Source organism: Fenollaria sporofastidiosus, from assembly GCF_943169635.2.
GTDB classification, from domain to species: domain Bacteria; phylum Bacillota; class Clostridia; order Tissierellales; family Peptoniphilaceae; genus Fenollaria; species Fenollaria sporofastidiosus.
In genome coordinates this window covers 721,491-740,996 of record NZ_OW968186.1, presented here as the reverse complement: position 1 = coordinate 740,996, position 19,506 = coordinate 721,491, and the positions used below count along the sequence as shown (strand labels likewise).

Genomic DNA, 19,506 nt, shown 5'->3' with positions numbered 1-19,506 from the left:
TCTATGAAAAGGAGTAGACCTTATGATGAAAAAAATAATAGCTCTTCTAATTAGCCTTACATTTATCTTAAGCCTAACAGCATGTTCATCAAAACAAAAAACTACACTTGAAGATAAGAATCTTACAGAGAGTGCAAACGATAAATCAAGCGAAGATAATGAAGAAAGCGAAGACAACGAAGAAAGTAAAGATGCTGAAGAAAACGCAGCAGCTCAAAAAGATGAGAATCTTGAAAAAGTAAAGCAAGTATACACAAGTGTTTTGGACAATATGAACCCAGAGAAATTTAATCCAGCTACAAAAGATGATGGATTTAATTGCACTTACACATATTCACTCGTAAAGCTAAACAATTTAGACTACCCACTACTTATAGTTTATCAAGACTATGACTATGGTATGTCAGACGTCAAGTTTTATTATCCAAACAAAGACTTTACAAAAGAGCTAAGTTCAGATGAAATTGTGCCAGTAGGAGTAGCTAGAGCAGGCGGCTTTAGAGGCGACATCGGCCTAAGCGAAAGTAAAGATACATTATCCTACTTTTGTGTGTCCTCAGGTAATGGTGATAGCAGCATTGACGATATAAGAATCGAACTAGGAGATGAGAACTTAAACGTTCAAATAAAACCAGCCTGGAAAGGCAAGTTCGACGATATGCCAGAGTCAAACTCGAGCCCGATAGACATTAGCGAGATTTCAGATAGAACAGCCATAGATAATATATCCGCAAGTAATTAGATAAAAACGAATGCAGCTACATAATGTAGCTGCATTTTTATGCGTAATCTAGAAAAACGCCTTTATTAAATTTATTGGCGAAGTAATTACCCTCTCAAAGTAGTAAGATATAACACCGAGCCAATCCAAACCACGCGTAAATGCTACAAGACCTAAGAAGTATGGTAGATTGATTACCACAGGCAAGATAATGTTTATCCATGTAAGAGTATTTTTCGGGATAAATATTAGTCCCACTAACGCAAATAATAAGCTTAGTAGCACAGCATTAAGGATGATACTGCCCGTCTTTTCATCAGCACCCATAAGCTTAAAAACTGTATATGCTAGCAAAACCAAAACATATATGCCTAAAACAGTGTAGTTATATATCTTACTTACCTTGCTCTTTGACTTTGTTTTATTAAGGTTTTCCATTTTGACACCCCACTAATAAACTTACTTATATTATAATACTAAAAAATCATTTTTGCAAATTGTGTAGACATGGAAAAAGCTCCAAATTAATGGAGCTTAATTGAAATTTCTTTAACCCACGATAAAAATTGACATATACAAATCCGGATCATTCACATCCATTTCCTTAATATAACTTCCTGATGAATATATTTGGAAGTAGATTTTGCCATCTGTTCTGTCATATAAAACATCGTAAGGTCCTATTGTGTATCTGTAAAACTTAGATACTTTGCCAATGTATATCATTCTATTGATATCTTTTTCGATTAATTTTATGTCATCGTCAAACCTACCTGGTTCTTCCTTAGTTTTTTCCTTCAAAGTCTTCGCAAAATTCTTTAGACCTTCAAGACATTTCTCCTTTACTAGCTTCATCGCGTCATCCGAGCTTAGATTGTCCTTATACTCGTGCTTTTCATCAATGATGACATTTCTTAAGCTTCTTTCAATAGTCTTATCTTGAGTTATAGGCATCTTGGTATCATAAAATTCTTTTGAGTCATCGCCAAGTCTTTCAGTCACTATAGCGCTTTCAGCAAGATTCTTTTCAACAAAAGCTGGACTTACATAAGTAGAATTCTTGATAAGCTTAGCTGCATCATCCTTAGCTACACTTATTTCTATGGTTTTATCAGCTTTTTTAAGCGTAACCTTTTTCTCAGCGCCGTTCCAGCCAACTTCGTAGCCAAGCTTTTCAGCAATAATTCTTAGAGGTAGCATTGCCTTGCCTGCGTCCATAATTACCTCAGCTTCAGGAATTACTTCACCGTTTATAGATAAAACAGTGCAATTCTTAACAGGATAAGTTTTGTCAGCTATTAATATAGTAGCATCTTCTGGTCCTACTTCAGTTGCAAATACTACTATCTCCCCTTTAAGAAGCTTCGCCATAGAAGTGTTCACAGACATGGACAAAACTAGCACAAATACTAAAACAAATGATAAAAACTTTTTCATAATAAACCTCCTTTTATCACTTTTTATTACTTTACCTATATATATTATACACCCGTTCAATCAAAAGTAAATGGATTTTCGTGATTTTTAACAAATTTGTAATAAAGCATTAAAAAAGCTCTCACAAAAGTGAAAGCTTTTAAAGTTTTTTAATTTATATTTTCTAAGAAAGCACAAAATTTATAGTGATTTTTTGAAGAAAGAAGAACCCCACCCTTCCACGATGCTTCGCATCGGGCGGGTACCCGGGAACCTTATCGCAAAGCGCCAAGATGATTGAAGAACCTCGTCAGTAAACAGACGAGAACCTTTACGCTACACTCGTGGAGCTTTGAGATAAGCATCAAAAAAAGCTCTCACCAAAGTGAAAGCTTTTAATAATTTATTTATTTTGCTATACCGCAATTTTAGCACATAAACGTACTAATCCTGTGTATAAGGTAATAGCGCCACTTGTCTTGCTCTCTTGATAGCTGCTGTGATCTCTCTTTGATGTTTAGCGCAAGTACCTGTGATTCTTCTTGGTAAGATTTTACCCTTTTCTGTGATGTATTTTCTTAGTTTTGCAACGTCTTTATAATCTATGTGTTCGCTTTTTTCTTGGCAGAAAGCACATACCTTTTTTCTAGGTCTGAATCTTCTTTGCATTATATTCCCTCCTTTAATTAAAATGGAATATCCCTATTGCTTCCAGGAGCAAAGCCTTCATCTACATTTGAGAAGTCTTCTTCATTACTGAAGTAGTCTTCGTGTGATTGAGTTGAAGCTTGTGAAGTAATGTTCTTTCTTTCTAAGAATTCTACGGATGATGCTATGACTTCTGTAACGTACCTTTTAGTACCATCTTTAGCCTCGTATGTTCTTGATTGAATTCTACCTGTTACTCCTACCATGTTGCCCTTTGAAACAAAATTACTGATATTCTCTGCAGTTCTACCCCAAGCTACTATGGAAATGAAGTCTGCTGTTGGCATGTTCTTTGCTTCCATCTCTTCTCTTTTTTCTCTAGATAAACCCTTATCAACAGCTATAGTAAATGTGATAACTGCTTGATTTGTGCTAGGTGTATATCTTAGCTCAGGATCCTTTGTTAATCTTCCGATTAAACTACATACGTTCATCTTTTCACCTCTTATTTATCTTCGTCTGTTACTATCATGTGACGTAGTAAAACGTCTGTGATTCTTGCAATTCTAGTAAGTTCTAAAATTGTTTCTTCTTTTGCTTCAAAGTTTACTAAGAAGTAGTAGCCTTCAGTTTTGAATTTGATTTGGTATGCTAATTTTCTTAGTCCCCAATCATCAGTGTTAGTTACTTTACCTTCTTCTGCTTCGATAACTGCTTTTATCCTATCAAGGAATTTATTTCTATCTTCCTCACTTGTTTCAGGATAAAAAACATACATAGCTTCATATTTTTTCATCTTTCCACCTCCTTTTGGACTCATGGCTCTTTACTAAATAAAGAGCAAGGTTACCTTGTTAGTATATAATAAATTCTCCTCTTTGTCAAGAATTTTTTACAAATAAGAGATAGATCCCTCTATCTCCATAAGTCTACTTATACAAATCATCCGCTTGACGCTTAAGAGCGTTCATAACCCTCTCTAGCCTCTCAGGCGCAGCGTCCTTTGAATTCACTATGTGTATAGCTGTGTTTTCTTGTCTTTCTTTCTTGTCGAAGTCCTTTAAAAGTTCTTTATCAAGGTGCTCTCTGCAAATATCTTTGTCAATAGCTGTGAGCATAAAAGCTCTCTTTGTTCTTTCACTTACAGATTTACCAAGTATCATATCATCCGCTGCAATCTTCATTAGATTGACCCCACCAAGAGTCGCATAGTAGAAAGTTCTACCTTGTCTAATATTCATCTCAAGCGTATAAACTTTGCCTGTCTTTGCATCCTTCTTAAAGTCAAAATTGAAGAGCCCCTTATAATCAAGGCTAGAGGTAATTTTTTCTGCTATATTAAACATCTCATCGTCATAGTGGTCAACTTGCACCAAGTGATTGCCGACCCACATAGGCCTCATGTCTGATAATAAATTTCTTGCTAAGACCATGGACACCTTGCCATCGTGCGACCTGTAGCCATTAAGCGAGTACTCAGTTCCTTGTCCGCCATAGATGTAGTCTTGAACTATGATGGAGCCAGTGTAGTTGCTCTTGTAAATCTCGTCAAGTATAGCTAAAGTCTCGTCTTTATTCATCGCGTGGTATCCCTTTTGAATATTTGTCGCATTTGACTCTATGAAGTCATTGTATTCATCAGCCTTTAGGAAGGCCTCGCCCTCGATATTTACCTCTTTGTAATTATCCTTCTTCGCTATAAAAGTCTTTGGATAAGCTACGCCAATCTTTTCAAGGATCTTGTAGAACTCAGACTTAAGTATGAGCTTTTCCGCTTCCTTTGGATCTGGATATGGCACATGTGCCTTGAAATCGAACTTGTCCTCATTCCTTACAAGAAGATCGACATAGTGCTCAGTCGGTGCGAAGAAGATGAAGTCCTCCTCACTTCTTGCCTTTGCAATTTCGTTTAAAGTTTTTACAAAAACATCGTCATCGCTTGAAAAGTCCTTCACGATGTGCACCTCTGCAATCGTGCTTGCAACGAAAGGCACAAGTAGAGCCGCTCCTACAACTATCGGCTTCTCGCCATATGCTTCGTAAAAAGTTCTTGCAACTGAGTATGAGTTGTGATCCGTGCCAAGTATTATAGCGTTATATTTCATATATTTACCTCCAATGTAATTCTATCTTTAGTCTACACCATAGGCACCGCTTTGTCAACGATATGGCATAAAAAAAGGAGAGCGCTTTTACTCTCCTTTTGCATTTCTGATCTATTTGTTATTTTCTATATGGATTTATATAAAATAACTGATAATCTCTTACTCCATAATCATATAAAGTTAATTTAATACCTGTATAATCATCATATTCGAATTCATAATTTATTTCATCGCTATAGCTAAATCCACCAGGTGACAACTTTCTTATAACTGTTTTCTTAACTTTATTGTAATTTTTTGAAGGAATGATTCCTAATTTCTCAGCATTTTCATATAAATCTTCACGTTGAATTTCAAAGCTAATATCTATGTTAAACCCTTCAATAGATTCTCCAGCCATTTCTGCCTTTGCTTCGTTGTTCTCAATAAAAGCATCAAAAATATCTTTAATCTTATCAATATCCATATCATCAGCTAAATCATATGTCTCTATAACTTTTGCTTCCTGACCCTCTTCAGTATCCATAGCCAGCAATACTGTTTTACTTTGTTCTTCATACTTAACAGGAAAACCAATCAAGCTTGCTATATCTCTTAGCTTCATATAATTATTGCCATTAATATATGCCATGTTCACTAATTTTTCTTCGCCATTTATTAAAATCGGCTTTTTGCTCACTGTGGCTTTCGCTTTATTATTTGTAATTTTACTTAAGTCTGATTCTGACTTATTGTAGTGAATATATGGTTCTACAATTACTAAGTTTCTCTCTTTATCATAGCCTACGTTAAATTGATAAAACTCTCCAACCAGTATAGCTGCAACATCACGAAGTTTCACATAATTGCTTCCTTCAATAGAATAAGAGCTTATGTCTATGTCATCTCTTCCATAAGCTACGCCTCTTGTAAAAGCAAACTTTTGATTTGACTTTAAAGCTGTAACATTCTTGGCTTGTGCTGTCATTTGTGGTATAAACGCTATTAAGATTAAAGCCACTAATAATAATGAAATTTTCTTCTTCATTTAAAACCCTCCTTGATTTGTTTCTTAATTCTATTATACATTATTACAATAATAAGTCAAGTACTTTAATATTTTAATTAAAAAAAAGAAGACTGACTAGTCAATCTTCCTTCATATATTTGTCCATGAGTAATACTTTTCCCTCTTTAAGTGTTCTCTTCATATCGATGATTCTTTGGTTTGATGAGCCTCTAAACTTTAGCTTCAAATCCTTTAGCTCTTCAACGAAGCGTCCATCAACAAGGACGTCTATCTTATCTAGAACATCTTTGGCTCCGTCCTTCTCTAAGAGCTCTTCGTAGGTGTAGCCGGAGTAGATCCAGATGTCTTTATCTGTCTTCTCTCTGAGCTTTCCTATGAAGTCCTTAAGGCCTGCAAGGTTGTCAAAGGGCTCGCCTCCTAAAACCGATAGGCCGCGGATATTGTCATCACTTAAGCAACTAATAACTTCCTCAAATGCCTTTTCATCAAAAACATGTCCAAAGTGAAAGTTTTGATACTCTTTGTTGAAACAGTTCTTGCAGTTCAAAGTGCAACCTGTTAAAAATATTGTTGTTCTAACGCCAGGGCCGTTCGCGATGTCGTACTTCCTTATTTGCGCGTAGTTCATTTATATGTGAAGTACCCTTTGCTTTATCTCCTTAGTTTTGCCTTCGTTCCAGAAGTTTTCGCCAAGGTAGCCGCATGTCCTTCTTGTAACGTTCATCTTTGCTTGATCCTTGTTGTGGCATTGAGGGCATTCCCATTCGTTATGATCGTTTATTATGATCTCGCCGTCATAGCCGCAAACGTGACAGTAGTCAGACTTTGTATTGAATTCTGCATATTGAATATTGTCATAAATATAGTCTACTATAGTTTCAAGTGCTTCCAAGTTATTTGCCATGTTTGGTATCTCAGCATAGCTTATGCAGCCGCCTTTTGAAAGTGTTTGGAACTGAGCTTCAAACTTGAACTTATCAAATACAGAGATGTTCTCTCTAACATCAACATGGAAAGAGTTTGTATAGTAACCCTTGTCAGTTACGTTCTTTATCTCGCCAAATCTTTCAAGGTCCTTCTTCGCAAATCTATAGCAAAGGCTTTCAGCAGGAGTGCCGTAAAGTGCGTATCCTAAGCCATCTTCCCTCTTCCAAGAGTTTAGCTTTTCGTTCATAGTTCTCATAACTTTTAGTGCAAAATCAGTCGCATGCTCGTCAGTATGAGTAGTATGGCGTACTAGATAAGTCGCTTCATATAGGCCTATGTAGCCCAAAGTTACAGTCGCGTAACCATTCTGAAGAAGTGGTCTGATAGACTCGTGCTCATGAAGTCTCGCGATAGCGCCGTGTCTCCAGTGTATTGGAGATGAATCGCTTGTAACGTTCTTAAGTATATCGTATCTTAGTAGACATGCCTTTCTGCATAGGTCAAGTCTCTTGTCAAGTATTTCGAAGAATTTATCTTCATCGCCGCCGCTAACGATAGCTATTTGCGGTAAGTTTAGAGAAACAACACCCATGTTGAATCTGCCGTCAAACTTGTAGTTGCCGTCCTTATCCTTCCATGGCGATAAGAATGCTCTGCAGCCCATAGGTGCAAAAACGTTGCCTTCGTAATTTTCTCTCATCTTCTTAGCAGAGATATAGTCAGGGTACATCCTCTTTGCAGTACACCTAATAGCTGTCTCTGTTAAGTAGTAGTATTTGGAATCCTTGTGAACGTTGTTTTCATCAAGCACATAAACAAGCTTTGGAAAAGCAGGTGTCACATAAACACCGCATTCGTTCTTGATGCCTTGAATTCTTTGCTTTAAAATCTCTTCGATGATCATAGCAAGCTCATCTGCATACTCGAAATCATCTTCCATGTGCATGAAAAGAGTAACGAAAGGCGCTTGACCATTCGAAGTCATAAGTGTATTTATTTGATATTGTATAGTTTGTATACCACTTTCAAGATCCCTTTGAGTAAGTTTTCTTGCAAGTTCGTCTTGCTTTGTCTCATCTTCAAACATTTCCTTAGCAAGCTTCATGTTCTTTTCATAGCTGCGTCTTAAGTACTTAGCAAGACATTTTATGTCGATGGATTGACCACCATATTGGTTAGATGCGATTTGCGCAATGATTTGTGTCATAACATTGCAGGCAACTTGGAATGATCTTGGGCTTTCAATCAATTTGCCATTAACAACAGTTCCGTTGTCAAGCATGTCCTTCATATTAACAAGGCAGCAGTTGAACATAGGTTGAATGATGTAGTCCATATCATGCAAATGGATGGAGCCTTCGTCGTGCGCTTGAAGTAAGTCATCATCAATCATTAGTCTTCTAGCAATGTCCTTAGAAACCTCTCCAGCAATCAAATCTCTTTGAGTAGATGCAATGTGAGCGTTCTTGTTAGAGTTTTCCTTCATTAAGTCACTGTTCTTTCTGTCAAGAAGACCAATAATGCTCTCGTCAGTAGTGTTTATCCTTCTCTTAAACGCTTGAACAGCCTTGTAGTTTTCGTAACTTCTAGCAGTAGCAGGGTTCTTGTTCTCGATAAGCTTGTAGTAAACCTTGTCTTCGATATCATAAATCGAAAGAGGTCTCTCAGCTACAACAGCTTCCCTTTTGATCTCATCAGCTATCTTTTCAGCAAGACCTTCTTCGTACACCCCTGTTGAAGAATTCATCGCTTTTTTAATAGCTACAATTATCTTAGATTCGTCAAATGGCACTTTTTCGCCGCTTCTCTTGAATATATACATCTTTTACCTCCACAATATTTTGATTGCTTCTCCTTATTGCAATTATTATTATACTACATATAGTGGCAGATGACAATAGTAAAATATAAATAATTTGTTAAGATTTGTTCATATATTTTTATGTGATGAAGCGATGAAAACTTTAAATATATTTTGCGCAAAAAAAGAAGGCTCTCTCGCCTTCTTATTATCTAAACTTATAATCTCCAAACCAAGGATACACCTTCTCATCAATTTCTTTTTGAGGAATTTTTTGTGCACTAAGCTTTCCAATATGACCTTCAGTTCCTATAAGTGAAGCGGTTTCCATCTTATCTGCGTGTACTCTACCTATGCCGGCTTGCAAGATGGATGTTGCGATGGTTCCTCCTGGGATGTTTGTCTTAACATTTTTGTTGATTGTCTTCCAAATTGATCCTATCTTCAATATATTTTCTGGTCTAAGCATCTTCTTTGCAAGTGCTTTCAAAAAGTCTTGTTGTGTCTTTTGTCTACCATAGTCTTGCACGCCATACTTGCCGTCGTTGTAGCCTTTTCTAAATCTTAGTAGACCTATGACATTGTCTTTGGTGATGGTTTGCTTGCCTTTCTTAATGTTGATGTGTAGTTCGTTACCTTTTGTTGTGTCGTGGTAGTTCATATCGACTGGCACGTCAAACTCAACGCCTCCAACTATACCTACTAGCTCTTCAACTGCTTTGTAGTCAACTCTTACGTAGTAACGAACGTCGAGCTTTAACCAATCTCTAACTGCTTTAAGTGTTAGTGCTGGTCCTCCGTATGAGTGAGCGTGTGTTAATTTATCGTCTTTGCCTCTAATTTTTACTATGCTGTCACGAGGAAGGCTTAGCATCTTGATTGAGCCGTCGTCGAAGTTTACTTTGCATAGCATCATAGTGTCTGATCTTTGTCCCTTCATCTCTTGTTGTCCTGCGTCTCTTTTGTCTATACCCATAAGTATGAAGCAAAGTTCGTTGCCGTGCTCTTCTTTAAGCACTTTTTGGTCGTCGGGGAAGACAGGGTTTAGCTCTTCTTCGCTCTCTTTGTTCTCCTCGTGTGCGTCTTCATTTTCTGTGTTTTCTATATTCTTATTAAGTCCTGCACCGCTGTCTAGCTTCTTTTGTGCCTTGTAAAAAACAAAGCTGAATGCTATAAGCGCAACGATGAAGGAAATGACAAATTTCTTTCTCATAATCATTCTCCTTTTGTACTCTCATATTATATTACAAGGTACAATGTTTTTCAATACTCTTTATAATTTTGTTAAGATTTTGTTAAGCTTATAGCTTATCTGTGTATATGGCTGTGATGCCAAGAGTGAATAATTTCTCTGCTAGCTCGTTGGTATTGACTTTATATGCGTAGACTTTGTGACCGCTTGCTACTAATTTTTTCGCAGTCTCTTCATCTAGCTTTGATGCATCCAAAGCGATGGCTGTGAGCTTGAAGTCTTTTATCTCTTTGAGCTCAAGGTCTATGTCTTTTGCGTTTTCTAGGCTATAGACAATGTTTTTAAAGCCAAAATCGTTTGCACTCTTGTACTCGTCTTTACTGTGAACTTCTACTGTTAAGCGCTTCATAAGTCCTTCGTAGTTTTCTTTTATATAGCTAAGTAGCTCTTTGGTATCGTCTTTTGTACATATGAAGACTTCTGTATCTTGTTTTTCGTTCATAAAGCCTGCTAGCACATCTAGGTCGATGGCTTTGCGATCGCGTAGTGGCACAAGATTTTTAAACTCTTCGTAGCTAAGTCTCTTGACTTCTGGCATCTTTGTATCTTTAGTAACGAAGAACCTTCTTATGATGCCGTCCCAGTCTTCTAGTCCAACATATTTACCGTCTGTGGTCTTGGAAAGGTCAACTTCGAACTTACGTTTTCCTCTTTTGTAGTTGTACTCGAAGGCGTCAAGGACGTTGCTTCTTGCAAGACCTTCTAGCTCGCCTCCACCCATGAGTATGGTTTTATCTGATGCAAGCTTCTCTGGTGCTTTGATTAGGTTCATAAGTGAGTTTGACTTCATAAGGCTGTATGAGTAATCTGTAGTGATGACCGCTCTTTTGGAAAGCTCTCTTGCATCTTCTACATTCAGTACTTCTCTTGTTTTTCTGTTAATATAGCGGCCGTGCTCGAAGACTCTGTCTCTTGGATACTCAAATAGTTTGTCCTTAGTAATGAAGCTTCCTTTAAGTAAGTGTGTTTGTGGGAAGACGACGTTATTTTCTGTCTCTTCATCATCTCCAAGTAGGTCTATGCCCATGTTTGGATACTTAGTTCTGTCCCAGCCTAGTAGGTTTAAAAGTGTTGCATATAGGTCTAGCTGGCTTCCTATGTTGTGCCTTTGAACGTTCTTATCAAGTCCTGGCACTCTTATTAATAATGGGATGTTCATCATCTCGTCGTAGTCAATCTCTCTACCTAGCCACTTTGTAATTGAGTTTAGCTGGTCTGGGTTCTTAACTGACATTGCATGGTGGTCTCCATATATAGCGATGACGCAATCCTTTAGTAGACCTATCTCATCTAAGTCCTTGAAAAAGTCTTCGATAGCCTCGTCTGTGTACCTTGCACACTTTGCATACTTATACACGAAGTCGTCTTCATCGCCTGCCTTCGGCTTGATATGTGAGAGCTCATCTGGCAGTATGAATGGTGTATGTGTTGTAAGCGTAACCATGAGTGAGAAGAACTTCTCATTCTTTGGTGCTAGTTCTTTGTACTTTTCTATGGATTGCTTGAAAAATGACTTGTCTGACAGACCCATGTTGATGATTTCATCTTGCTTGAAGTCTTCTCCAAGATAGATTTTTTCTATGCCCATCTTCTTGTAGAAATGCTCTCTATCGTAGAACTTTCCAACATTGCCGTGAAACGCCATGCTAGTGTAGCCGTAATCCTTTGAAGACTTGAGTAGTCCGTAGTGCTCGTTGTCTTCGAAGAGCTTGTATGACTGTCCGTTCAGAGACGGGAATATACCGTTTGTTGAGACGAACTCGGCGTCTGAGGTGTTGCCCATGCCTAGAAGTTCGAAGTAGTTGTCAAAGTAGATGCTGCCCTTCTCCTTGATGAGCTTGTTCATAAATGGTGTGATTTCTTGGCCGTTATACTCTCTACCTACGAAGGTATTTTGCAAGCTCTCGCACTGAATTATGATGATGTTTTTATCTTTGGCAATGCCAGTGAACTCATTATTTTTAAACTCTCTTTTGCTAAATTGTAGGGCTATGTCGTCCTCAATACCCTCATCATGCATCTCTTTCTCTGCAAGCTCTCTTTTAATATTGCTTAGAGCGATGCTTGAGAAGAGCTCTGTACCGAAGATGCCCTTGGCAAAGCTTTGCGGTACGACTACAAGTATGCCTGCTATGATAAGTGAGATAACGCACCTAAACGCTATCTCAAATATAGTGTCTTTATACTTTTCGTCTCTCTTTCTTATGCGCGCGCTTATTATCAAATATATGTTTACTAGTGTAAGTATGCAAATGATAAGTAGGAAGATGTTGAACTTGTGCATGATCTCTGTGCCAACACCCTTAAGTTCCTTGGCTTGACCTGTTCTAGAAAGTATGTCAAAATTCGCAAACTCTGCGTAGAATATGCTTGCTGCAACTCTTAGTAGCCCTATAAGAGAGGCGACTACCACCTTATATGTCTTACTCTTGAAGGCAAGTAGGACTGATATGTCTATCATAGATGTTAGTACTACTGCTGCGAGCAATAAAATAAGCCTTGGTCTTAATTCCAAAGCTACCTTGTATATATATACGTTGTAATAAAAAATTGCATTTATTAAAAATATGATGCCGAAAACTATATTCAGCTTTTTGTCTTTCACTTCATTCGTCTCCTTTGTGCCGTTAGGCTTAATTAACTATGTTTAATTATAACATATTTTGCACCTCTTTTACATAATTTTAATAAATAATTTGCATAGAACTTTGTCACTTCTCATATAAAAATAGAGCCGCACCGCGCAGCTCTATATGCATAGCTTTAAGCCTTAATAAACTTTTTAAACTTATCAGCGAAGTTCTTTATTCTCTCTTTGTTCTCCTCTACGAACTTACCTTGTGCATCGGCGAATGGCACGCTGATCATATTCTTAGTATCAATATGTGCTCCTAGTTGATGAAGAATTGCTGTTAATTCTTTTTGTGCAAGCCTTGTTGCATCAAGCCCCATAGTCACTCCTAGTAGAGCAAATTTCTTGCCGCCTATAAGGTACTTACCTTCATCATTTGGTCTCGATAGCCAGTCTATCATGTTCTTAACTGTTCCTGGAACTGAGTAGTTATACTCAGGTGAAGCGATGATGACTCCTTCTGCCTCTCTTATGTCCTCTCTAATCTTCTTTATCCAAGCTTCTTCTGGCTTCTCAAGATCCCCATTGAACATTTTAAAATCGTTTGGGTAGTACTCAACGATCTCGTAATCACCAAATTCCTTCTCTACTTCCCTTGCTAATAGTTTATTCAGTGAGCCCTCTCTTTGTGAGCCTATCAAAAATACTAATTTCATCTAATCACCCCTTCTTAGACTATATACCCAGGTTCGTTAATTATAATGCTTTTCTCCTGTGATTAAATCTCTGAAAACGCTCGCAAGGTAGAGTGAGCCTGCAACAACTATCACCGAGTCATCTGTATATAGCTCAAGCGCCTTCTCGTATGCCTCTTTGTTGTCTTTGATAAAGTAGATGCCGTCTCTTTCGCCTATGGCCTCCTCAAGCTTTTCGAACTCAAAGTCTCTGCCTTTGAAGACAAGGCTCGTTAGTATAAAGTCTGCCTTCAAACCCTCGAAAGTTTGGAAGACCTTCCTGTAGTCCTTATCCTTCAAAAACGAAGTAATCATTATGACCCTCTTGCCAAGACTCATTAGGTAGTTTTTTAGCTCAGCAGCGCTTATCTCGTTGTGCGCGCCGTCTATGATGATGTATGGCTTTTCCTTCAAAGTCTCTATGCGGCAAGGCCACTTTACTTCGCCTAAGCCCTTCCTTATAGCCTCATCATCTATATCGAGTCTAAACCTTGTGGCAAGGTCCTTTGCTACCCACACAGCCATGGCCGCGTTTGTCGCTTGAAAGGCGCCTGCAAGGCTTACAGTGTACTCCTCGCCATCATATATAAAGCTTGTCTTTGTATCAGTTTTTTCTACATCTACATCAGCTGGCATAAGCTTTACCTTCGCATCAACCTTCTTCGCCTCGTCCTTAATGACTTCTATGACATTGTCCCCTTGAGGATAAACGTAGACCGTATCAAACGGCATGATGATGCCTGCCTTGTTGAAGGCAATCTCTTCCAAAGTGTTGCCAAGCACATTCTGATGGTCGTAGTCAACCTTCATTATGACGTCCGCAGCCTTTGTAGAAAAGCAGTTTGTCGAGTCATATAGACCGCCAACCCCCACTTCGACGATGGCAAAGTCCACTCCTTCGTCAGCAAAGTACATAAGAGCGATGAGAGTGACTACCTCGAAGTAGATGCAGTTGATCTCGAGCTCTGTAATCTTGTCAACTATAGTTTTTAGGTAAGTGTAGAACTTTTCTGGTGGTATGAAGGCGCCGTTTATGCGTATTCTGTCGTTCATACCCTCTATCGATGGTCCTACATAGAGGCCAGTTTTGAGTCCCGCCTCGCGTAAAATATTGTCCAAAATTATGCAAAACGAGCCCTTGCCAACAGTACCTGCGACATGAATCACGTTAAGCTTACTTAGATCTATCCCAAAAATCTCCACAAGCCTCTTCATGTTCTCATTGCTAGTCATGTCACGCTTGCGCTTAGCCGTGCCATAGAGCCCGTCAAGTATCTCGCTTGCCTTTTCAAAATAATTTATCATTTCAATATATAACCTATGGACCAAACAGTCTTTATGTACTTATGATCCGGGTCAATCTCCTTTAGTTTATTTCTGAGGTTTGATATATGCACGTTGATGGTGTTGTCTGAGTAGATGTCATCTTCCCAAACAGATCTATACAGGTTCTCCTTTGTGAAAACTTTTTTAGGATTTTCAATCAATAGTCTTAATAGCTTGTACTCCATGCGCGTTAAATTAAGGGGCACTTCCTTAAAGCTTATGACGTTGTTGTCATTGTCAAGGTAGAAGTCCTCGAAGCGCACAGCCTTCTCGCCGAGTCTGTTGTATGCATTAGAGCGCCTTAGCTGAGCCCTCACACGACTTATAAGCTCATCAGTATCAAAAGGCTTCATAATGAAATCGTCGCAGCCAAGGTCAAGGCAGCCAAGCCTAGTCGCCTTGTCAATCTTCGCAGATAAAACTATGATAGGCATCTTCATACCACGGCTTCTTACATAGTTAATCACGTCCTCACCCATAAGCTTAGGCATCATAAGGTCCAAAAGCATCAAGTCCACCTCATTATTCTTTAGGTAGTCAACCGCTTCAGCCCCATCAAAGACCTGCTTCGTTTCAAACCCACGCTCTCCTAAGAGCTCCTTAATTAAATTGTTTATGTCTTTATCGTCTTCAACTATCAATATCATAAGAACACCTCAAGATAATTATATAATGAATTCGTGATAATAGCAAGAAAAAAGTGGATAGATCTCTCTACCCACAAAGTATTAATAAGCATTCAATAAATCGTGTAGTCCTTTAGAACTCTTGTAAACATCGCGCATTACTACCTCGATAGAGTCACCCTCATCGAGCCTAGACTTAACAAAGGCTCTGAGCCTGTCATATAGGTCGAAGGTGCGCCTAGCAAGGTCGGGATTGTGATAAACCTTCCAGTAAGAGCAGTAGATGTAGTTTTGTCCTTGATTTTCGATAAAGCTTCTGACATCATCTAGCGGAAAACCTAAAAAGATACCAATCTCGTGAGGAAATTCAAAGTGTCTAAGCTTAGCCTTAAGCACAGCTAGACAGCTACTTAGGTCACTACTACTGTAACCGTAGTCCATAAGAAAGCTCGCTATACTCTCCTTATGTAGATGCCTCCTAAGCCTTTCTTCATTGTAGACAAAAAGTTGCATTCTCTCGTCGCACTCACAAAGCATTTCTATGGCAATGCCATAAGTCTTAAATGCACTTTTGTACTTCTTGAGAAGCTCATCGCCATGACCTGCGTCCTGCTTCGAAACAGATATTAAATTCGATAGCTTAGTCCCCATAAGGACAGGTGAGCAGTGATTTGCTAAGATGCTCTCAAACTTCACCTCGCACATGGCACTCTTCCTCTCTATAAATATTTACAAAGCGTTAGCGTGGGCTAACGACTTAAGAATATATTAGCACAAGCTAACTAATATGTCAAGCGTTTTTATTCTCTCGATAGATATAAAATAAGTGGATATGTTATAAAAACTGCCAAACTGCCGACAAAGATACATATATGAGCCTCAAATGTATTTGCTAGAAATCCATAAAACATATTGCCAAGAGGTATCGATGATAGAACAAGCATTCTAAGCACTGATAAAATCCTACTTCTGTACTCATCCTTAACATTCTTTTGGAAAAAAACCTGTGTCGCTATATTAAGCGGCATAACTGAACTAATTATTAAGCAGTCAAAAATTGTTATCAAGATAACGCTAATAATCACATTATTTTCCAAATCCAAGCTGCCGTAGTAAACAGCTGCTCCCATTAAAAAGATGCATGTGGCTATAGATAAAGAAGCACACTTCAATAATTTTAGCGGCTTAAATTTTTTAACTACAGGTAGTATAATAAATGGTAGAGTTATGCTCACTAATGCAGTTATCGTTCTATAGACGCCATAAACATATTCATCAAGCTTAAAAACTTCTAAAAAAACATAAGTTATAATTACTGAACAAACTGCATCAAAAGAAAAATTTATTAAGGGAGCTACAACAACAAAGACCTTTGCAAATTTATTTTTGCTTAGCTCAACTAAACCTTCTTTAAAATCAGTAAAATAGCCTTTAAAAGAATTTTCCCCGTCGTGATTGCCCTTGACTTCAAAAGGCGTTTCTATGAAGAAATTCAAAATAAATGTTAAACTCATCAAGGCACAAACCAAAATAAAAGATCCACTCAAAGCAAATTGCTTGTAGATAAATGCCGCAAGCATAGGTGTAGTCACATAGACAATGCCATCATCCACTTTTGAAAAAGCGACAGCTTCCTCCATAAGATCCTGATCAATAATCTCAGCGAGTATTGAATTTTCCGCCGCATTGTAAAAAACCTCAATCATCTCAAGAAGAACTACAAGAGCGTAAACCGCAATAAGAGAAATATTTTTGTAAAAAATTGCAAATATCGCATATATTAGCATAAGAAGAGCCTGAGCAAAGTTTAAAACCTTCATTATATCTATACGTCTTAGCCTGTCACCTAAAACACCAGCTATGGGTGTCAATATTATCCTTGGAATTATGATTATAGAAAGTATAGAGGCGTAAATCAAGGGAGAACCTGTCATATCCAAGATGTATAGAGCCAAAGCAAACTGCAAAATATTTGACGCACCCATCGACAAAGCGCTTGCAAAAAAATAACTTAAGTAACTTTTGTTTTTAAGTAATTTTTTCATAGAAAACCTCATTAATAGCCCTCCTTTGTTTAAAAACATTAATATTGAGTATATGTTAGCATACGCTAACTCATATGTCAAGAGTTTTATGCAAAAGAAAATAGAGTGCCAACACATGTCAGCACCCTATCTTCGGTATTATTTAAAGAAGAAATTTATTTTTTGCTTTCTTCGTCTTTTAATTTTTCCATTTGTTCTTGTGCTTCGCTCTTTCTTCTTATAGAGTGAAGTATAAGTGTAACTGTAACGACTGCGTATGAGATGAATGTTCTTAGGTACTCACCTATCATTGAGTTACCTGTGATGTTAGCACCTGCTGTAGGCATTACTATGAACATCAAGTGGAAAAGTACTGTACCAACAAGGGCGTTTTTGATTGTCGCCTTTGATACGCTCGCTCCACCTATTAGTAGTGCTGCTGCTGCATATAGTGCTGTTTGGTCTGCGCCGTTATATGTGTTTAGGTTACCTATGTTTTGTAGGTAGATGATTTGTCCGAAGGCTGCCATAACTGTTGAGATGACGATGGCTTTAAGTCTTGTCTTGTCAACGTTGATACCTGCGTCTTCGGCTATCTTCATATCGGCTCCAACGGCTCTCATGTCTTGTCCTAGTTTTGTCTTTCTAAACCAAACTATGAAAAGACAAGCTAGTATGATAACTATGAAGGTAGCAATTGGTAGTTGTACTCCGAATATGGATAGGTCTTGGCCAACGATTCTATCTAATAACTTATCTAGTCCTTTTTGACTTTGTAGGTCGATTGCGTTTCTAACACCATAACCACGTGATAGTATTAGGCTCTTGTTGCCAAATGGTATGATACCACCAAAGATGTATAGTACGAAGAATTGGTAGATACCTGTCATGAAGAAACCTAGTATCATGGATGTGATCATTTCTCTTGACTTTGCTTTGTTTAGTACGCCACCTGCGAACAAACCTAAAACTACGGAGATTGGGATGGAAACTAGTGCAGCAATTAGTATTGCTGGTAGTCCTGTTATGCCCCAGTTCTCAACAAAGATAAGTGCGATTTGTCCTGCCATGGCTCCTAGTACCATACCAAAGTTGATGCCTAGACCGGCAACTATAGGTATTAGTAATGAAAGTACCAAAAAGGCGTTTCTTGCAAATCTTATAACTACTTGTGAGATCAAAAATTGTGGTGTGAATCTACTAAATATTATACCTATCGCGCATATGATGATGAACATCACAGGAACGGTGTATTCATTTACTGTAAAGAATTTATTACGCTTTTTCATTATTTTCCACCCTCCTTACGTGTCAAGGCAAATAGTATAAGTCCGTTTGATATGATAAGTCTTAAAACTTCTGATATATCAACCTTGATTGCTGTATTAATAACTGTTGGTGTCATTGTAAGTATACCTTGGAAAAGTAGTGTACCTATCAAAACGTTCTTTATATTAGCTTTCTTAATGGATGCACCGCCAAGTAGTATGGCTGCAACGCTTGGGAAAGCGAAGAATTGTGGTGCGTTATACATTTGAACGAAGCCGTAACTTTGTTCGTAGATAACCATACCAGCTGCGCCTATTGCGCATGAAAGGATTACTGCTAGCATCCTTGTCTTGTTGATGTGTGCACCTGCTGCTCTTGCGTAGTTTTCGTTTGAGCCAACAGCTGTCATTGTTGTACCTTTTTTAGATTTGAAGAATAAATAAACTAAATATGCAAATATTGCGAAGACTATGAACATACCTGTTGGTATAAGTAATTTGTCTCCTAGCTCGCTTGCTGTTTGTAGTTCTATACCAAGTATACGAGAGAAGGCTTTCTCCCAGTATGCCTTTAAGGATATAGTTGTTCTTAAACCTTCACCGTTGAAACCCATAACTGATTCAGGATTTCTAAATGGAAGTACTACCCAGAATATATTCATTAGTGCGATGAATGAGAAACCAACGTATGTTGCGATAATCATTTCGTCGCCTTTAACTCTATTCAAAATTAAACCATATACCCAGCCAAAGATTGCTCCGAAAAGCATTCCTAGACCAAGGGCAAACATTACGCCGCCAAATCCTGTTAGTCTTAACTCTAAGGATAAAACTGCGCCTAGCATACCACCTATAAGTCCAACTGGCAAACCAAAGTTAAGTCCGCAGCCTGCTTGTATCATAGGTATCATTGATAATACTAGTATTGCGTTCATACCGAAACGTGTTAGAACGTCTATGAAAGATCTCTTAAGGTCAACACCTATAAAGGATCCTACTATGAAAAGTCCTACTATGAAAAAGAAAATGATTATTCTAGGAAGTCCTACTTTTTTAACAAAACTTTCTTCTCTCATA

19 protein-coding genes are annotated in these 19,506 nt (G+C 38.0%); 1 reads left to right on the top strand and 18 read right to left on the bottom strand.

Annotated elements, in window-relative coordinates; genetic code table 11:
- The first annotated feature begins 22 nt into the window (after nt 1–22).
- Nucleotides 23–742 carry a hypothetical protein gene (locus tag KO172_RS03410; RefSeq protein ID WP_215492146.1) on the top strand — a complete coding sequence of 240 codons (720 nt, stop codon included), beginning with the start codon at nt 23–25 and terminating at the stop codon, nt 740–742.
- 48 nt (nt 743–790) lie between these two features.
- Here KO172_RS03410 and KO172_RS03405 read toward each other — a convergent pair whose 3' ends face one another.
- From KO172_RS03405 to KO172_RS03320, 18 genes are all read right to left on the bottom strand, one after another.
- On the bottom strand, nt 791–1,159 hold the full coding sequence (locus KO172_RS03405) for a hypothetical protein (RefSeq protein WP_215492145.1): 369 nt from the start codon (nt 1,157–1,159) through the stop codon (nt 791–793).
- A gap of 111 nt (nt 1,160–1,270) precedes the next feature.
- Nucleotides 1,271–2,158 carry a stalk domain-containing protein gene (locus KO172_RS03400; protein WP_215492144.1) on the bottom strand — a complete coding sequence of 296 codons (888 nt, stop codon included), beginning with the start codon at nt 2,156–2,158 and terminating at the stop codon, nt 1,271–1,273.
- Between the two features lie 423 nt (nt 2,159–2,581).
- The gene (gene rpsR / locus KO172_RS03395) at nt 2,582–2,806 is read right to left on the bottom strand and encodes a 30S ribosomal protein S18 (protein WP_215492143.1); all 225 of its coding nucleotides are present in this window, start codon (nt 2,804–2,806) and stop codon (nt 2,582–2,584) included.
- A 17-nt stretch (nt 2,807–2,823) separates the two neighbouring features.
- Nucleotides 2,824–3,279, bottom strand: a complete 456-nt coding sequence (locus tag KO172_RS03390) for a single-stranded DNA-binding protein (RefSeq protein WP_215492142.1) — start codon at nt 3,277–3,279, stop codon at nt 2,824–2,826.
- An 11-nt stretch (nt 3,280–3,290) separates the two neighbouring features.
- Nucleotides 3,291–3,581 carry a 30S ribosomal protein S6 gene (gene rpsF / locus KO172_RS03385; RefSeq protein WP_215492141.1) on the bottom strand — a complete coding sequence of 97 codons (291 nt, stop codon included), beginning with the start codon at nt 3,579–3,581 and terminating at the stop codon, nt 3,291–3,293.
- Between the two features lie 133 nt (nt 3,582–3,714).
- A complete protein-coding gene (locus KO172_RS03380; protein ID WP_215492140.1) occupies nt 3,715–4,890 on the bottom strand; it encodes a carboxylate--amine ligase in 1,176 nt (391 codons plus the stop codon).
- A gap of 118 nt (nt 4,891–5,008) precedes the next feature.
- Nucleotides 5,009–5,917: a stalk domain-containing protein gene (locus tag KO172_RS03375; protein WP_215492139.1), complete on the bottom strand. Its 909-nt coding sequence runs from the start codon at nt 5,915–5,917 to the stop codon at nt 5,009–5,011.
- A gap of 100 nt (nt 5,918–6,017) precedes the next feature.
- The gene (gene nrdG, locus KO172_RS03370) at nt 6,018–6,527 is read right to left on the bottom strand and encodes an anaerobic ribonucleoside-triphosphate reductase activating protein (protein ID WP_215492138.1); all 510 of its coding nucleotides are present in this window, start codon (nt 6,525–6,527) and stop codon (nt 6,018–6,020) included.
- Nucleotides 6,528–8,648, bottom strand: coding sequence for an anaerobic ribonucleoside-triphosphate reductase (gene nrdD / locus KO172_RS03365; RefSeq protein ID WP_215492137.1), 2,121 nt, complete (start codon nt 8,646–8,648; stop codon nt 6,528–6,530).
- Between the two features lie 187 nt (nt 8,649–8,835).
- Nucleotides 8,836–9,840, bottom strand: a complete 1,005-nt coding sequence (locus tag KO172_RS03360; protein ID WP_215492136.1) for an LCP family protein — start codon at nt 9,838–9,840, stop codon at nt 8,836–8,838.
- 88 nt (nt 9,841–9,928) lie between these two features.
- A complete protein-coding gene (locus KO172_RS03355) occupies nt 9,929–12,484 on the bottom strand; it encodes a sulfatase-like hydrolase/transferase (protein ID WP_215492135.1) in 2,556 nt (851 codons plus the stop codon).
- 158 nt (nt 12,485–12,642) lie between these two features.
- Nucleotides 12,643–13,167, bottom strand: a complete 525-nt coding sequence (locus KO172_RS03350) for an NADPH-dependent FMN reductase (RefSeq protein ID WP_215492134.1) — start codon at nt 13,165–13,167, stop codon at nt 12,643–12,645.
- Nucleotides 13,168–13,203: 36 nt separating this feature from the next.
- The gene (locus KO172_RS03345; protein WP_215492133.1) at nt 13,204–14,490 is read right to left on the bottom strand and encodes a bifunctional folylpolyglutamate synthase/dihydrofolate synthase; all 1,287 of its coding nucleotides are present in this window, start codon (nt 14,488–14,490) and stop codon (nt 13,204–13,206) included.
- Nucleotides 14,487–15,158 (bottom strand): response regulator transcription factor, encoded by a 672-nt coding sequence (locus KO172_RS03340; RefSeq protein WP_215492132.1) that lies wholly within the window; start codon nt 15,156–15,158, stop codon nt 14,487–14,489. The genes KO172_RS03345 and KO172_RS03340 overlap by 4 nt, the downstream gene beginning before the upstream one ends.
- 81 nt (nt 15,159–15,239) lie before the next feature.
- The gene (locus KO172_RS03335; protein WP_215492131.1) at nt 15,240–15,842 is read right to left on the bottom strand and encodes a DUF3793 family protein; all 603 of its coding nucleotides are present in this window, start codon (nt 15,840–15,842) and stop codon (nt 15,240–15,242) included.
- A gap of 95 nt (nt 15,843–15,937) precedes the next feature.
- Nucleotides 15,938–17,182: an MFS transporter gene (locus tag KO172_RS03330; RefSeq protein WP_215492130.1), complete on the bottom strand. Its 1,245-nt coding sequence runs from the start codon at nt 17,180–17,182 to the stop codon at nt 15,938–15,940.
- A gap of 155 nt (nt 17,183–17,337) precedes the next feature.
- On the bottom strand, nt 17,338–18,450 hold the full coding sequence (locus KO172_RS03325) for an ABC transporter permease subunit (protein WP_215492129.1): 1,113 nt from the start codon (nt 18,448–18,450) through the stop codon (nt 17,338–17,340).
- Nucleotides 18,450–19,505: an ABC transporter permease subunit gene (locus KO172_RS03320; RefSeq protein WP_215492128.1), complete on the bottom strand. Its 1,056-nt coding sequence runs from the start codon at nt 19,503–19,505 to the stop codon at nt 18,450–18,452. Before KO172_RS03320 ends, KO172_RS03325 begins: the two co-directional genes overlap by 1 nt.
- Nucleotide 19,506: the final 1 nt, after the last annotated feature.

Excerpts from the sequence above, each read along its gene's own strand:
- KO172_RS03400 (WP_215492144.1), bottom strand. The coding sequence starts at position 2,158 with ATGAAAAAGTTTTTATCATTTGTTTTAGTATTTGTGCTAGTTTTGTCC.
- KO172_RS03380 (WP_215492140.1), bottom strand. The coding sequence starts at position 4,890 with ATGAAATATAACGCTATAATACTTGGCACGGATCACAACTCATACTCA.
- KO172_RS03325 (WP_215492129.1), bottom strand. The coding sequence starts at position 18,450 with ATGAAAAAGCGTAATAAATTCTTTACAGTAAATGAATACACCGTTCCT.
- nrdG (WP_215492138.1), bottom strand. The coding sequence starts at position 6,527 with ATGAACTACGCGCAAATAAGGAAGTACGACATCGCGAACGGCCCTGGC.
- KO172_RS03320 (WP_215492128.1), bottom strand. The coding sequence starts at position 19,505 with ATGAGAGAAGAAAGTTTTGTTAAAAAAGTAGGACTTCCTAGAATAATC.
- KO172_RS03330 (WP_215492130.1), bottom strand. The coding sequence starts at position 17,182 with ATGAAAAAATTACTTAAAAACAAAAGTTACTTAAGTTATTTTTTTGCA.
- KO172_RS03410 (WP_215492146.1), top strand. The coding sequence starts at position 23 with ATGATGAAAAAAATAATAGCTCTTCTAATTAGCCTTACATTTATCTTA.
- rpsR (WP_215492143.1), bottom strand. The coding sequence starts at position 2,806 with ATGCAAAGAAGATTCAGACCTAGAAAAAAGGTATGTGCTTTCTGCCAA.
- KO172_RS03390 (WP_215492142.1), bottom strand. The coding sequence starts at position 3,279 with ATGAACGTATGTAGTTTAATCGGAAGATTAACAAAGGATCCTGAGCTA.
- KO172_RS03340 (WP_215492132.1), bottom strand. The coding sequence starts at position 15,158 with ATGATATTGATAGTTGAAGACGATAAAGACATAAACAATTTAATTAAG.
- KO172_RS03335 (WP_215492131.1), bottom strand. The coding sequence starts at position 15,842 with ATGTGCGAGGTGAAGTTTGAGAGCATCTTAGCAAATCACTGCTCACCT.
- KO172_RS03405 (WP_215492145.1), bottom strand. The coding sequence starts at position 1,159 with ATGGAAAACCTTAATAAAACAAAGTCAAAGAGCAAGGTAAGTAAGATA.
- KO172_RS03345 (WP_215492133.1), bottom strand. The coding sequence starts at position 14,490 with ATGATAAATTATTTTGAAAAGGCAAGCGAGATACTTGACGGGCTCTAT.
- nrdD (WP_215492137.1), bottom strand. The coding sequence starts at position 8,648 with ATGTATATATTCAAGAGAAGCGGCGAAAAAGTGCCATTTGACGAATCT.
- KO172_RS03360 (WP_215492136.1), bottom strand. The coding sequence starts at position 9,840 with ATGAGAAAGAAATTTGTCATTTCCTTCATCGTTGCGCTTATAGCATTC.
- KO172_RS03375 (WP_215492139.1), bottom strand. The coding sequence starts at position 5,917 with ATGAAGAAGAAAATTTCATTATTATTAGTGGCTTTAATCTTAATAGCG.
- rpsF (WP_215492141.1), bottom strand. The coding sequence starts at position 3,581 with ATGAAAAAATATGAAGCTATGTATGTTTTTTATCCTGAAACAAGTGAG.
- KO172_RS03350 (WP_215492134.1), bottom strand. The coding sequence starts at position 13,167 with ATGAAATTAGTATTTTTGATAGGCTCACAAAGAGAGGGCTCACTGAAT.